Genomic DNA, 14,379 nt, shown 5'->3' on the forward strand with positions numbered 1-14,379 from the left:
CGCTTCGACGCTTGGGAAGCAAGCGCGGTCGCCGCGGCAATGCCGAACCAGAAGCGCAGGCCGCGGTGAACCGCGACTCGCCCGTGAAGCGAACGAAGCCCGAGCATCACACCCCGCGTCGGCGCAACCGCCGCGACGACCCGGCTCCGGGGCGAAGCGCGGCTCGCCACTCAAACAACCGCGGCCCCGCAACGCACCCCACTGCGACAACCCAGCCCGGAGCAAAGCACAGCTCGCCCGCCAAACAACCGCGGTCCCCGCACCACACCCCACGTCGGCACAACCGCAGCAACAACCCTGCCCCAGAGCAAAGCGCAGCACACCCGCCGAAACAACCGCGGCCCCCGCAACGAACCCCCGTCGGCACAACCGCCGCGACAAGCCCGCCCGAGAGCAAAGCGCAGCCCGCCCCGTCAAACAACCGCGGTCCCGCGCAACACCCCACGGCCGCGACAAGCCCGGTTCCGGAACTCCGGACCGGAGCGCGCCACATCACGCAAGCGGAGCCCCCGGCAGCACCACCCCCGGTCGCCGCAACGCCGCGAGCTGCAACCCCAGCACCACGCCCACGCCGATCGCCGCGGTGGACAACGTCGCCTCCGCCACCGCGTCCCAGGAACCGGGGACCCGCGCGAAAACCTGCGACAAACTCAAGTACAGCGCGGGCCCCGGCAGCACGGCGCCGGTCAGCCCGGGAATCGTCACCACTGCCGTGGGCACTTTCAGCGTGCGCGCCGCCGCACCGGCCAGTGCGCCCAAGACCGTCGTGGCAAGGAAAATCGACACCGGAGCGGCCAGGCCGAGCACCGACCGGCCAGTCCAGTTCACCAGCGACGTCACCACCCCGGCCCCGCAGGCGAGCAGCCACCACCGCGCCGGCGTGCCCATCAGAATCGCGTTGCCCAGCGCGCCGACCAATGCCGTCACCGGCACCAGCGCGAGCGGCAACGCGGCGAGCTGCACCCGGCTGGCCTCGCCGAGGATGTCGAGATCGTTCGCCACCGACACGACGACCATCACGCCGGTGGCGATCGCCCCGGTCAGCAGCAGCACCGTCACGATCCGGGCGGCCGCCATCAGGTGGAAGTCGCCGACCGCGTCTTCGACCAGCGAGACCAGCGACAGAATCGGCAGCAGCAGCACGAGATTCGCCGCCGAGAGGCTCGCCGCTTCGTGCCCGGTGAGCATTCCGAGCGACAGCAGGAAAATCGCGACCACCAGCACCGTGCTCGCTTTGGCCGCGACCTGGAAGAACTCCGCGATGCCGACGGTGCTCAACGCCCATCCGACGCGGTTGGCGAGCACGAACAACCCGGCCGAGCACGCCGCGGCGAGCACGGTTCCGTTCGCCTGCAGGCAGATCATCGCCGCGAGCAGGCACCCGCCGAGCAAACTCACGTACCACGGCCACGTCGGGCCAGCTTGAGCGAGGATTCCGGCGTCTCGCTCGGCCTCGGCAGGGGAAATCGCACCCGCGCCCGCGCGGACCGCGAGCGCCTCCAGATCTCCCATCCGGCCGATGTCGCGCGTGTCGTTCGCTTGCACGCTCCCGAACAGCACCAGCGGCTCGTCCCCGCCGCCCGGGCAGTACTGGAGGTGAATCGCCCGTACTCCCACCGAAATCCGCAGATCTTTCACCCCGCCCGCCGACGCCAGCCCGCGGACCGTGCGCACGATGACGGCGGTTTCGATGCCCTGCCGGAACATCTGCATCGCCACGTCGAGAGCGAAGCCCAGCACCCGTCGCGCCCGCTCGCGCTCTTCCACTGCCATGCCCGCACTTTAAGCAGCCGCCCCGACAAGAACGCACCCGTGAACGGGACGGCGGCCCGCCTTCGCCCGATCGTGGCGTCCGCCGCCCGGCGGGAGACCCCGGACGGCCGCGGGCGCACCCGCCGGGAGAGCCACACTTCTGGGTGAACCGCCACGCAATCTGTGACGCGGCCCACAACTGAACCGATACACCCTGTGCAGTGCCGCGCACCGCACCGCGATCCGGACAGCAGGACCCTGGGGGAACCGCACGTGCTCACCGCCGCAGAACTCTTTGCCTGGCAGGCATTCTGGCGACCGGCCGAGGGAACCGCGGTTCCGGAGCCGGTGGTCGCGCTGCTCGGACCGGAAGGCGCGGGCAAAAGCACCGCGCTCAAGGCGATCGCCGACGCCTGCGGAGGCACGATCGTGCACGCCCGGCTCGATTTCCAGGACGCCCGCGTCGCCGATCCGATCTCCGCAGTCGCGTACGTGTCCTTCCTGCTCGCCCGGCACTGGGACAACCTGCCCCGCGACCCGGCCTTCCACCGCGTCGGCCTTTCCTTGCTGGCACTGAACGAAACCTTGCCGCACAACCGGGACACCGCCCGGGCGTACGTGCTCAAACTCGTCGAAAGCTATCTCCGCCAGGAAGACGACCACCGGGTCGCGGACATGGCGGGCGAGGCGGTCCAGTTCGCGCTGTCGCTGTCCGGCATCGGCGCGCAGGTGCCGGGCAAGGCGGTACAGAAGGTAGTGAGCAGCGGAATCGGCGCTCTGCTGCGCCTCGCGAACCGGCGGCGGCGAAGCGTGCGGCAGGCGTTGAAGTGGTTCGGCGGCATGCTGGAAGGAGCCGGCACGATCGATGCGCTGATCGAACTGAGCCAGCGCGGTTCGGATCCGCTCCCGCACGTGATGAACGCGTTCCTCACCGATTTGGCGCACAGCGCCGCCCAATGGACGACCCCGGTGCGGCCGTGTCACTGCCTGACCCCTCACCAGCCGCCCGTCCCGCACGAGCACGCCTGGGCTCTGCTGATCGACAACGTCGACGCCGCCCCAGCCGGCCGCGAATTCCTCTCCGCCTTCGTGCGCGCGCGGCAGAATCGGCTGCCCGAGCGCGATCCGCTGCTGATCGTGGCAGCCCTGGACCGGTGGTCGACCGCGTGGGGCAATTGGTGGCGGGAACCGTGGCGAACACAGGAGGACTGCCCGGACCGGCGGCCGATCCCCTTGCTGTCCCAGGCTGATTTCCAGCAGTGGACCCAGCATCAGGCCGCCACTGCCGAAGCGGGCGCCGTTCCGACGCGGGCGTGGTATCCCGTCTGGCTCGATCCGCCCGGTCCGGAAGTGCTCCGCGCGCTCGCCCCGGCCGCGCCGGCGGGCTGGGAACCGGCCGTCTTCGACGAGTTCGTCCGGCGGCTCTCCGGCGGCCTGCCCGCCGCCGCGCGCGAGATCGGCCGCCGGGCAGGCGAACTGGCGGCGGAAGCCGATCCGCCCGCGCGTTCGATGTTGTTCGAGCAGCAGAGCGGAAAGGCGTTGTGGGAAAGCGCGCTGGCCTCCTTCCTGCCGAGGTCGCTGCGGGCGGACCCGCTGCCGGTCGTCGTCCCGCAGGCGGTCGCGGTGGGGGTCCGGCTCCGCCAGCCCGGGCGGTCGGCCGGGCTCGACCCCGCCGCCTTCCCCGATGCCAACGACATCCTGCGCGCACTGCGGGAAAACCTGTGGATCAGCACCTTCGCCGCCCGGCCTTCGCGCCTGTGGCCGGTCGCCTCCCCCGGCCGGGAGCATCCCGCGGTGCTGCACCCGTGGCTGCTCGCCTGCTTGCTGGCGGGCCTGCACGCCCAGAGCGCGGCCGACCGCCATCCCGAAGCGATGACCTGGGCCGAGGTGTTCCGGCGGATGGCGAACACCTGCGCGGGACCCACCGGCGGGGCCGAGGACCAGGCCCGCCGGCTCTACTACGCTCTCGCTTGCGACAACTTCGCCCAGGTAGTCAAAGAACTGGTCGACCAGTTCGCCACCACCCCGCACCCTGGCTGGGTCCGCCTGGTCGACCAGATCACGACGGCGCCGTGCCGCCTGCCCGCGATCGAGCCCGCCGACACCAGTCTCGCGAAGCTCGTGCCCGGCGGGCAGCCGGGCCGGGAATCCGCCGAAGCCGCGATCACCAGCATCGTCGCGCGGCTGTGGCTGCACCACGACCCGCACACAGTGCCCAGCCCGGCGCACGACGAGCGGATCGCCAAGAACTTCCGGCGGCTGGCCGGCAACTACGCCGCCGGTGACGACACCGACGCGCTGACCGACGCCGCCGCGCGATTCGACAGCCTCTAAGCCGAATTCCCCCGACAGGAGCGCGATGAGCCGCTTTGAAAGATTCCTGCGCAAGTTCACGCACAAATTCCCCCGGCTGGCCAACTGGGTGCTGCGGCGTCCGGTGCTGGCCACCGGCTTCGCCACGCTGACGGTGGTCGCCCTCGTCGCCGCGAGCATCGTCACTCCCCGGCTGTTCGCCCGGTGCGGGGACGGCATGTCCGCCGATCCCCACGGCGCCTGCGTCGGCATCAATCTCGACAGCGCGCAGTTCTGGCGGGACGAACCGGGCCACCTGCGGGAGCTGGAAGCGACGGTCCGGGCCAACAACGAAGCGGTGACCGGCGATTACGTTTCCGTGGTGCTGTTGCAGGACATGTCGCCGAAGGAGGGCGTCGACACCCGGCTCTACCCCGATCTCTATCCCGACATCGAAGGCGCGATCGCCGGGGTGTGGCGGGCCAACCACACCGCCGCGTTCCAGGGCGGCGCGCCGAAGGTGAAACTGTTCCTGGCGAACATGGGCAGCCAGTACGCGAGCTGGTCGGAGGCCGTGGACAGCATCGCCGAGCACGCCTCCGCCCAGCACGTGGTCTCGGTGATCGGGCTCGGGCAGAGCATGGACAACACCCGCGCGGCGGCGGCCAAACTGACCGGGCAGGCGCGGCTTCCGGTGATCGGCGCGACGATCACCGGGGACACGATGAACCTCACCCCCGAGGGCAAGCTCAACACCGGGTTCTTCCGCACCTCCCCCACCAACACCCATGCCGTGGCGGCCGCCGCCCGGTACATCGAGAGCATCGAACCGGACCCGTCGCGGGTCGCGATCGTGCAGGACAACATCCCCGGCGACGACTACACCCAGACCCTCGGCGCGCGGGCGGTGAAGGAAATGCCCGCCGCGCACCGGTTCCCGTTCACCTCGCCCGGCGCGCTGCCCCCGGGCGGCTCCCGCAGCGACCCGCTGCTCACCCAATTCGCTTATCTGGACCAGAATCTCTGCTCGGTCGCGCCGACGGTCGTCTACTTCACCGGCCGCGGCACCGACCTCGGGCCGTTCGTGCAATCGTGGACGCAGGGAAACACGCCGTGCGCCAAAGGAAAACTGACCGTCGTCACCGCCGACGACGGCGGCTCCGCGATCAACGAGGCCAGCCTCCGCGACGCCGTCCGCGGCGGCCACGTCCGGGTGCTGTTCACCTCGCTGGCCAGCCCGGACGAATGGGGTGCGTGCAACGGCTCCGCTGACCAAGCCGCCTACAACACGTTCCAGGCGGTTTTCACCGGCAAACCCGGGGTGTGCGACGGCCAGCCCGTCCGCGCGGACGACGGCACCGCGCCGCTGGCCTTCCCCGTCGCCGACCTGGAAAGCGGCGAAGGCATCCTCACCCACGACGCCATGATGGTCGCGGTCACCGCCGCCCGCCGCGCCGCGAACGGCAACGCCGACACGGTCGTGCGCGCGCCGCTGTCGCAGATCGGGCTGATCGAGGAGATGCGCTGCCGGAACGCCGTCCCGGGCGCGAGCGGGACCATCCAGTTCAGCCCGGACCAGGCGGAGTACGGCAATCCGGTGGAGAAACCTTTCCCGGTCGTGGAAATCCGGGCGGACGGGTCGACCGCGACGGTGTGGAACAAGGCGGTCACGACTGCCGCGCCGAAAACGTCCTGCTGACCCCGGACGGTCTAGGCTGGCAGGCAGACGTCTGTCACTCCAGAGCGGCGAGAACCAGCGCGGCCATCGCCGCTGGGTCGCCGTTTTCCGGGCGCAGCACCAGATCCGGAGCGGCGGGCCGTTCGTACGGGGCGTCCACTCCGGTGAACCCAGTGATTTCTCCCGCGCGGGCCTTGGCGTACATGCCCTTCGGGTCGCGGTTTTCACACACTTCCAGCGGGGTGTCGACGAAAACCTCGGTAAACGGCAGACCCGCGCTTTCGTGCACCGTCCGCGCGAGCTCGCGGTCAGCCTGGTACGGGCTGATCAATGACACCACCGCTACGACCCCGGCGTCGGCGAACAGCTTGGCGACCTCTGCCACGCGGCGAATGTTCTCGGCCCGGTGCTCCGGGGCGAACCCGAGGTCGCTGTTGAGCCCATGGCGGAGATTGTCGCCGTCCAGCAGGTAGGCCGGGCGGCCGGAGGCGACCAGTCTGCGTTCCAGTTCCACGGCCACGCTCGACTTGCCCGAGGCGGACAGCCCGGTGAGCCACACCGTGTGGCCGCGGGTCGCGCGTTCTTCCCGCCCCACCGCCGCCGGATGCCAAACTACATTCGGCGCGGTCGTGCTCGGACCGGTGATCATGCCCACGCCGACAGTGTCCCCAGAGTGTTCATCGATCAGCAGGAATCCGCCGGTCGGCCGGTTGCGGAGGTAAGGGTCGAACAGCAACGGCTGCCGCGTCCGCACCTGGATCCGGCCGATTTCGTTGAGCGACAACGATTCCGCGGCCTCGTCGCGGTGCAGCGTCGTCACGTCCAGCCGGTAGTCGAGCGCGCGGATCTCGGCCTTGGTCTCGCGGGTGGTGTGCCGGACGAGGTAGCTCGCGCCCGGGGCGAGGGTGGCCTGTTCGGAGAACCAGCACACCATGGCGTCGACATCCTGGCCGACATGCGGACGGTTGCCGGGGCGGCAGATCAGGTCTCCGCGGCTGAGGTCCAGTTCGTCGGCAAGCTCGATGGTGACCGCCAGCGACGCGAACGCCTCGGGCACCGCGGTGCCGCCGGGACCCCAGATCGCGCGCACGGTCGTGGTGAATCCGGACGGCAGCACGGTCACCTCGTCGCCGGGTTTGAAGACCCCGCCCGCGACCGTTCCGGCGTAACCGCGGAAATCGCGGCTGTGCTCGCGGATCACGTACTGCACCGGAAAACGCGCGTCGACCAGATTCCGGTCGGAAGCGACGTGCACCTGCTCCAAGTGGTGCAGCAGCGAAGTGCCTTCGTACCACGGCATGCTCGCGCCCCGGTGCACCACGTTGTCGCCGTGCAGCGCGGACATCGGCACGAACGTCAGATCCGGGGTCCGCAATTTCATCGCGAACCGGCGGAAGTCCTCTCGGATTTCCTCGAACCGGTCTTGCGACCAGCCGACGAGATCCATTTTGTTCACGCACACCACGAGATGCCGGATGCCCAGCAGGCTGGCCAGGAACGCGTGCCGTCGCGACTGTTCGAGCACCCCCTTGCGCGCGTCGACCAGTATCAGCGCGACGTCCGAAGTGGACGCTCCGGTGACCATGTTCCGGGTGTACTGCACGTGCCCCGGGGTGTCGGCGATGATGAACTTCCGGCGCGGGGTGGCGAAATACCGGTGCGCGACGTCGATGGTGATGCCCTGTTCGCGTTCCGCGCGCAGGCCGTCGGTCAGCAGCGCGAGATCCGGGTACGCGTCGCCCCGATCCCGGCTGGTGCGCTCGATCGCTTCGAGCTGGTCGGCGAACACCGTCTTCGAGTCGAACAGCAACCGGCCGATCAGGGTCGATTTGCCGTCGTCCACGCTGCCTGCGGTGGCGATCCGCACCGTCGTGACCCGATCCCCGGCGCCCATCAGAAATAGCCTTCCTTTTTGCGGTCTTCCATCCCGGCCTCGGAAATCCGGTCGTCGGCCCTCGTCGCACCGCGTTCGGTGATCCGCGTCGCGGCCACCTCGGCCACGACTTCCGCCGGAGTCGAGGCGGTCGACTCGACGCATCCGGTGCAGGTCGCGTCGCCGATCGTGCGGAAGCGAACCGTTGCCGGATAGGAAACTTCCCCCTCCGCCACGGTGAGGAACCGGGTGTCCGCGAGCAGCATTCCGTCGCGCTGGACCACCGACCGGCGGTGCGCGTAGTACAACGACGGCAACGTCACGTTCTCGGCCTCGACGTACTGCCAGATGTCCAGCTCGGTCCAATTCGACAACGGGAACACCCGGATGTGCTCGCCCTTGCGATGCCTGCCGTTGTAGAGATTCCACAGTTCCGGACGCTGCCGCCGGGGGTCCCACTGGCCGAATTCGTCGCGGAAGCTGAACACTCGCTCCTTGGCCCGGGCTTTCTCCTCGTCGCGCCGCGCCCCGCCGAACACCGCGTCGAAACCGTTCTCGCGGATGCCGCGCAGCAACGTGGCGGTCTGGAGGCGGTTCCGGCCCGCCTTCGGATCCTCGACGCTCCGGCCCGCGTCGATGTCCTCCTGGACGCTCGCGACTACCAGTCGCAGCCGGTAGCGCTCGACGGTCTCGTCCCGGAACCGGATCACCTCGTCGAAATTGTGCCCGGTGTCGACGTGCATGACCGGGAACGGCAGCGGCGCGGGCCAGAACGCTTTCGCCGCGACGTGCAGCATCACCATCGAGTCTTTCCCGCCGGAGAACAGCAGCACCGGCCGCTCGAAGGTCGCCGCGACTTCGCGGAACACGTGCACTGCTTCGGCTTCGAGCGCACCGAGGTGGCTCAGCTCGTAGGCCGGGGGTGCGTTGCTCGCCATCGGATCCCGCCCTTCCGGGGTTCGAGGACAGAAAAGTAGAACAGGTTCTTGCACTCGGTCAAGCGAGCGGAGGACACTGAGCGCATGGATCTGGCCGCACTCGAAGAAATCCGCCGCGTGAAATTCCGCTACCTCCGGTGCCTCGACCTCAAACGCTGGGACGAGATGGCGGAGACGCTGACCGCCGACGCCCGCGTGCACTACGGCACGCCCTCCTACGGCGAACCGCTGAGCTTCGACAATCGCGACGCGCTGATGGAGTTCCTGCGCACCGCCGTCGGGCCCGGCATCACGACGATGCACTTCGCCGGCCACCCGGAAATCGAGATCGACGGCGACACCGCGACCGGGCGATGGCTGTTCCAGGACAAGGTGATCGTCGCCGAGCACCGGGTGGTGATCGAGGGCGCCGCCTACTACGAGGACACCTACCGGCGCGAGGACGGCGTCTGGCGGATCAGCGGGACGGGGTACGAGCGGCTGTACGAAACGCTGGTCTCGATGAAAGACCAGCCGGGGTGGAAGCTGACGGCGAACATGTGGGGCCAGCCCGCCTGACCGGTCAGCCCAGCCGTTCGGCTACTTCCCGCAGCCCGTTCCTGACCAGCTTCCCGTACTCGTCGTCGCCGAGCGCGCCGATCCTGGCCTGGGCCCGGCGGAGGGATTCGCGGGCCCGCCCGAGATCGCCGAGCTTGCGGTAGCACTCGGCCAGGTTGAGGTGCAGCGACGGATACAGCCCGGCGGCCGTGAGCGGCACCCCGGCTTCCGCCAGCCGGGCATCGGTCAGCAGATCGGCGGCCGCGAGCGCCCGCCGATCCCAGGCCAGTTCCTCTCGCGGATCGTCCTGCGCGTCCGCCATCGCGTGCGCGAGGGTGCACCGGTGCAGCGGGTCCCCTTGCTCGCCGATCTCCGTCCAGCGCTGGTCGAACAAGCCCCGTGCCGCGTCCCGCTCGCCTCGATGGTTCAGCCGCGCCGCCTCCCCGATCCGGACGAGCACCGGCTCCGTGGTTATTCCTCAAGCCTAGCCAGGACGGACGCCGCCCGCCTCCGCCGTCACCGCATCCGCGACCGCGGTCAAAGCCGCGCCCCGGCGGGCGATTTCCGCGCCGGTGATCGATTCGCCGACCGACAGCGTCAGCACCAGCTCCTGCCGTCCCGCCGCGTCGAAAGTCGGGGCGGCGAGCAGGCTCACCGCGTGCTTCTTCCGCGGTTCCAGGTCCGCCCCGAGATACACCCGCTCCCCCAGGCTCGACACCAGCTCGCCGACCAGCCCGCGCACCTCCGGCGGCAGATCGCCCGCGGCCACGCCCGCCATCAGCGTGTAGAGCCGGCGGCCCGCCGACGTCAGGCTTTCCACCAGATAGCCGTGTTCCCGGCATTCGGCGACCACACGGCGCAGGTACGCCTCGTCCAGCCGCACCGGCACCGCGGGCGGCGTGGCGAGCCAGGCGTCGAAGGCGGAATCGGCGTCCCACAGCACGTACATCAGCCCGACCGGCGGCGCGAACGGATACGTCTCGCCGAGCCGCACCTTGCCCGGACCGGCGCTCTGCAGCATCAGGATGCGCCCGTCGACCACCGCCGACGCGGTGCACGTCGCCTGGTACCGGGCGCTGAGTTCTTCCAGGTGCGTGCGGGCGATTTCGCTGGCGCCGAACCCTTCTCCCGCCGCGCGCCCGGCCGCGATCATCGCCGGTCCCAAGCGATACGTGGTGGTCCGAGGGTCGCGGACGACGTAGCCGCCCTTGGTCAGCTCGGTGAGGATGCCGAGGCAGGTGGGCTTGCTCAGGTCCAGTTCCCTGGCCAGCGCGGAAAGCCCGAAGCGCTGCCCGGGCCGGGCCGCGAAATAGTCCAGCAACCGCACGACCCGTTCGGTCGGCGGCGAGCGCCGCGTCACCGCCATTGACCCATACTTAGAACGCGTTCTAGTCTCAATCGACATCGAACGTACCATCCCGGTACAGAATTGGACCAGCGTGAGGAGTCCCGGGTGCTGACCGAACCGCTCGCCGGCGCGATCGCCGAAGCCGAAAAGATCATCGCCGAGGCGCCGCACGTGCGGACCGAACAGGACCTGATCGAGGGCTACGACTACCTCGCGGGCAGCATCCGGGCCTCGATCCAGACCGCGTGGGCCTACGAGCGCGACTTCCCGTACTTCACCCTCTCCACCGGCCCGTACACGAAAATGGGCCTGGACAACCCGGACACCCTGTACTTCAACGCGAACATCCGCGAGGACCGCGAGTACGTCGTCACCGGCACCCGCGGCACCACCGCCGACCTCAGCTTCCAGATCCTCAACGGCGACTACACGCCGGTCGAGGTGCCCGACAGCGTGACCGCGTTCGACGACCGCGACATCCCCGTCGCCGCCGACGGTTCGTTCGAGATCCGCTTCGGCCCGGCGAAACCCGACCCCGAGCCCGGCTATTTCGTGCTGGGCAAGGGTTCCTCGATGCTCGTCGTCCGCGAGGTCTACAGCGATTGGGCGACCGAACGGCGCGGCACCATCCAGCTTCGCTGCGCCGACACCAGCGGACAGGCGCCGCCCGCGCTGACTCGCACCGCGATGGAGAAACGCTACGGCGTCACGGGGAAGATCCTGCTCAGCCGCCTGCGGACGTTCCTCGCCTTCCCGAAGTGGTTTTACCTGAACCTGCCAGTGAACACGATGACCGAACCCCGCAGCACCCCCGGCGGCCTGCCCACCCAGTACTCCTCGGCCGGGCATTACGAACTCGCCGACGACGAGGTCATGATCGTCACCGTGCCCCGTTCGGACGCGCCGTACCAGGGCATCCAGCTCGGCAGCCCGTGGTATGTCTCGCTGGACTACCTGAACCACCAGACGAGCCTCACCGCCGACCAGGCGCGCGTCGACCCGGACGGCAAGCTGCGCTTCGTGATCAGCGAACGCGACCCCGGTGTCGCGAACTGGCTCGAACGCACCGGACACGACCGCGGCTACGTCCAGATCCGCTGGCAGCGGCTTTCCCGGGAGCTGACCGCGGAAGACGGCCCTGAGGTCGAGGTCGTGAAGTTCGGCGAACTCGCCGACCGGTTGCCGCACTACCAGGAGGCCCGCGTGACCCCCGGGGAATGGGCAGAGCGGATCGCCGCGCGACAGGCCGCCGTCGCGGCCAGGATGCTGGGCTGAATTCATGGATCTCCTGACTGGCAAGGTCGTTCTCGTCTCCGGCATCGGCCCGGGCCTGGGCCGCTCCATCGCCCTGCGCTCCGCCGCGGCTGGTGCTGACGTCGTCCTCGCGGCCCGCACTGAATCCCGGCTCGCCGAAGTCAAAGCCGAAGTCGAAGCGCTCGGCCGCCGCGCCCTCCCGGTGCCCACCGACATCACCGACGACGCCTCGGCGGCCAAGCTCGTCGAGACCGCGCTGAGCGAGTTCGGGCGGCTGGACACCTTGGTGAACAACGCTTTCGCGGTCCCGCCGATCACCGACCTCGCCGACGTCGATCTCGACGCGGTCCGCGCCGGGTTCGAAACGAATGTGATCGCCGCGCTTCGGCTGACCCGGCTCTGCACGTCCGCACTCGCCGAGAGCGCCGGTTCGGTCGTGATGATCAACTCGGCCGTGCTGCGGCATTCCCGGCGCACTTTCGGCGCGTACAAAATGGCCAAGGCGAGCCTGCTGGCGCTCGCGCAAAGCCTCGCCTCGGAACTCGGCCCGCGCGGAATCCGGGTCAATACTGTCGCGCCGGGCTACATCTGGGCCGACTCGCTCAAATGGTATTTCGCTTACCTGGCCAAGGAACGCGGCGTGCCCGCCGAACAAGTCTACGCGGAAACAGCGGAGACGATCGACCTGCGCCGCCTGCCGGAACCGGACGAGATCGCCGACACCGTCGTGTTCCTCGCGTCCGCGCTCGCCCGCTGCGTCACCGGGCAATGCCTCGACGTCAACGCCGGCGAATACCACCACTGAGGGGAAAAGCATGCGTCCAGGACGAGACAGCGTCGGCACAGTCGAAGACCTCCACGCGTCCGCCACGAAACTCACCGGACTCGACGATTTCGGCGGCGACGAATATCTCGAAGGCTTGCGGGTCCTGCTTGATTCCTATGCCCACGAAGCCGATTTGACCCCGTACGGCAACAAAGTCCATCGCGCCTTCCTGCGCGGCGCGCTGGTCGCGCGGCTGCTGAGCGAAGCGTCGTGGAAGCAGCACCCGCAGTACGCCGACGTTCCCATCGAGCGCCCCATCTTCGTGACCGGCCTGCCCCGCACCGGAACCACCGCACTGCACCGGCTGCTGACGGAAGACCCGGCGCACCAAGGCCTCGAAGTCTGGCTGACCGAAATGCCGCAACCGCGCCCGCCGCGGGAGACCTGGGCGGAAAACCCTGTCTTCCAAGCGATTCAGGCCGGATACGAACAACATCACGTCGAACATCCCGAGTTCATGGGCCTGCACCACATGTCCGCGGACCAGGTCGAGGAATGCTGGCAACTGCTGCGCCAATCACTGAAATCCGTGTCGTATGAATGTCTCGCGCACGTGCCCGGCTACTCGCGCTGGCTCGACGGGCAGGACTGGACCGACGCCTACCGCAGGCACCGGCGCAACCTGCAGCTCATCGGGCTGCCCGACGCCGGCCGCCGCTGGGTGCTCAAGAACCCGAGCCACCTGTTCGCCCTCGACGCGCTGCTGGAGGTCTACCCGGACGCGCTGGTCGTGCAGACCCACCGGGCGCCCAGCACCATCATCGCGTCCGTGTGCAGCCTCACCGAACAGGCCTCGGAAGGCTGGTCGGACACCTTCCGCGGCGAGGTCGTCGGACGCAGCCAGCTCGACCTGTGGGCGCGCGGCGCGGAACAGTTCGCCGCCGCCCGCGCCCGGCACGATCCCGCGCAGTTCTGCGACGTCCGGTACGAGGACTTCGTCGCCGACCCGATCGGCACCGTCGAAGGCGTCTACCAGCACTTCGGCCTGGATCTCGCCGCACCGGCGCGGGACGCGATGACCGCACTGCACGAGCGGAGCCGCACTGGCGACGCGAAACCCCGGCACCGCTACGACCTCGCCGATTTCGGCCTGACCGCCGGGGAAGTCGACGAGCGGTTCGCCGGATACCGTGCCGCACACCGGAGCTGACGCCGTTTCGAGACCGGCGTCTTCGGGGAACTGGCCACACGCGACCGGACCGGCCCCTAGGATCTGCCTGACCTTCCTTGAGCGGAGAGCAGGCAATGGAGACCTTCACGTACACGATCCTCGAGATCATCCCGCGGGCGTTGCTGCTGATCGTGGGGCTGTTCGGCTTGATCCTCTCGATCGGCCGGCGCTCGCGCGGCGGCTCCGGGCTGATGGTGGCGGCCTTCGCGGTCATGCTCGTCACCACGGCGCTGAACATCGCCTGGCAGCTGATGATCTCGGACGTCGGGTCCTGGATGGCGTCCGAGCACCTGAGCAGCTCCGAGATGTCGACGATTTTCTTGGCCGTGGGCATCCCGCTCACCCTTCTCGAAGTGCTGTCATGGCTGCTGGTCGTGCTCGCGGTCGCGAAGGGCAACCGGACTCCGCAGCCCGGTTTCGCGCCGGGCGGGTACCCGGTGGCCGGGCAGCCGGGATTCGCTCCGCAGGGCGGGTACGGCCAGCCCGGATACCCGCAGACCGGATACGCGCAGCCGGGCTACTCCGGCCAGCCCCAGCCCGGCCAGCCCCAGCCCGGTCAGCAGCAACCCGGTCAGCCCCAGCCCGGTTACCCGCAGCAGGATCCCGGTCAGCAGTCCGGTTATTCCCAGCCGCAGCCCGGCTACTCCCAGCCGGAACCGCCGCAGCCCACCCCGGGCGAAGGGCCGCAGCAGCCGCCGAACTGACGCCGG

Annotated in this window: 12 protein-coding genes; 7 read left to right on the forward strand and 5 right to left on the reverse strand. The window is 69.4% G+C overall.

Annotation, left to right across the window (positions count from 1 at the left end; genetic code table 11):
* Positions 1-492: 492 nt before the first annotated feature.
* Complete coding sequence (locus ACZ63D_RS29095; RefSeq protein ID WP_465357546.1) at positions 493-1,773, reverse strand: threonine/serine exporter family protein; 1,281 nt, start codon at positions 1,771-1,773, stop codon at positions 493-495.
* 252 nt (positions 1,774-2,025) lie between these two features.
* Between ACZ63D_RS29095 and ACZ63D_RS29100 the strand changes: the two genes are divergently transcribed.
* Positions 2,026-4,086 carry a hypothetical protein gene (locus ACZ63D_RS29100; RefSeq protein ID WP_465357547.1) on the forward strand — a complete coding sequence of 687 codons (2,061 nt, stop codon included), beginning with the start codon at positions 2,026-2,028 and terminating at the stop codon, positions 4,084-4,086.
* A 25-nt stretch (positions 4,087-4,111) separates the two neighbouring features.
* Entirely contained in the window at positions 4,112-5,743 is a 1,632-nt protein-coding gene (locus ACZ63D_RS29105) for an ABC transporter substrate-binding protein (protein ID WP_465357548.1), read from the forward strand.
* A gap of 34 nt (positions 5,744-5,777) precedes the next feature.
* On the opposite strand, the gene cysC is transcribed toward ACZ63D_RS29105, so the two are convergent.
* Together cysC and cysD are read right to left on the reverse strand one after the other, a co-directional pair.
* On the reverse strand, positions 5,778-7,616 hold the full coding sequence (gene cysC, locus ACZ63D_RS29110; protein WP_465357549.1) for an adenylyl-sulfate kinase: 1,839 nt from the start codon (positions 7,614-7,616) through the stop codon (positions 5,778-5,780).
* Positions 7,616-8,533: a sulfate adenylyltransferase subunit CysD gene (gene cysD / locus ACZ63D_RS29115; RefSeq protein ID WP_465357550.1), complete on the reverse strand. Its 918-nt coding sequence runs from the start codon at positions 8,531-8,533 to the stop codon at positions 7,616-7,618. Before cysD ends, cysC begins: the two co-directional genes overlap by 1 nt.
* Before the next feature lie 84 nt (positions 8,534-8,617).
* Between cysD and ACZ63D_RS29120 the strand changes: the two genes are divergently transcribed.
* On the forward strand, positions 8,618-9,091 hold the full coding sequence (locus ACZ63D_RS29120; RefSeq protein ID WP_465357551.1) for a nuclear transport factor 2 family protein: 474 nt from the start codon (positions 8,618-8,620) through the stop codon (positions 9,089-9,091).
* Positions 9,092-9,095: 4 nt separating this feature from the next.
* Here the strand turns inward: ACZ63D_RS29120 and ACZ63D_RS29125 are convergent, their stop codons facing one another.
* Complete coding sequence (locus ACZ63D_RS29125; RefSeq protein ID WP_465357552.1) at positions 9,096-9,530, reverse strand: hypothetical protein; 435 nt, start codon at positions 9,528-9,530, stop codon at positions 9,096-9,098.
* Positions 9,531-9,554: 24 nt separating this feature from the next.
* Complete coding sequence (locus ACZ63D_RS29130) at positions 9,555-10,430, reverse strand: helix-turn-helix domain-containing protein (protein ID WP_465357813.1); 876 nt, start codon at positions 10,428-10,430, stop codon at positions 9,555-9,557.
* Positions 10,431-10,523: 93 nt separating this feature from the next.
* On the opposite strand from ACZ63D_RS29130, the gene ACZ63D_RS29135 reads away from it, so the two are divergent.
* The 4 genes from ACZ63D_RS29135 (at position 10,524) to ACZ63D_RS29150 (ending at position 14,373) form a co-directional block, all read left to right on the forward strand.
* Positions 10,524-11,693, forward strand: a complete 1,170-nt coding sequence (locus ACZ63D_RS29135; protein ID WP_465357553.1) for a hypothetical protein — start codon at positions 10,524-10,526, stop codon at positions 11,691-11,693.
* 4 nt (positions 11,694-11,697) lie between these two features.
* A complete protein-coding gene (locus tag ACZ63D_RS29140) occupies positions 11,698-12,477 on the forward strand; it encodes an SDR family oxidoreductase (RefSeq protein WP_465357554.1) in 780 nt (259 codons plus the stop codon).
* A 10-nt stretch (positions 12,478-12,487) separates the two neighbouring features.
* Entirely contained in the window at positions 12,488-13,648 is a 1,161-nt protein-coding gene (locus ACZ63D_RS29145; RefSeq protein WP_465357555.1) for a sulfotransferase family protein, read from the forward strand.
* A 95-nt stretch (positions 13,649-13,743) separates the two neighbouring features.
* Positions 13,744-14,373, forward strand: a complete 630-nt coding sequence (locus tag ACZ63D_RS29150) for a hypothetical protein (RefSeq protein WP_465357556.1) — start codon at positions 13,744-13,746, stop codon at positions 14,371-14,373.
* Positions 14,374-14,379 lie beyond the last annotated feature (6 nt).

The organism is Amycolatopsis sp. NPDC104775 (assembly GCF_055583325.1).

Coding starts and splice junctions, on each gene's coding strand:
- ACZ63D_RS29140 (WP_465357554.1), top strand. CDS start 11,698: ATGGATCTCCTGACTGGCAAGGTCGTTCTCGTCTCCGGCATCGGCCCG.
- cysD (WP_465357550.1), bottom strand. CDS start 8,533: ATGGCGAGCAACGCACCCCCGGCCTACGAGCTGAGCCACCTCGGTGCG.
- ACZ63D_RS29120 (WP_465357551.1), top strand. CDS start 8,618: ATGGATCTGGCCGCACTCGAAGAAATCCGCCGCGTGAAATTCCGCTAC.
- ACZ63D_RS29095 (WP_465357546.1), bottom strand. CDS start 1,773: ATGGCAGTGGAAGAGCGCGAGCGGGCGCGACGGGTGCTGGGCTTCGCT.
- ACZ63D_RS29105 (WP_465357548.1), top strand. CDS start 4,112: ATGAGCCGCTTTGAAAGATTCCTGCGCAAGTTCACGCACAAATTCCCC.
- ACZ63D_RS29150 (WP_465357556.1), top strand. CDS start 13,744: ATGGAGACCTTCACGTACACGATCCTCGAGATCATCCCGCGGGCGTTG.
- ACZ63D_RS29145 (WP_465357555.1), top strand. CDS start 12,488: ATGCGTCCAGGACGAGACAGCGTCGGCACAGTCGAAGACCTCCACGCG.
- cysC (WP_465357549.1), bottom strand. CDS start 7,616: ATGGGCGCCGGGGATCGGGTCACGACGGTGCGGATCGCCACCGCAGGC.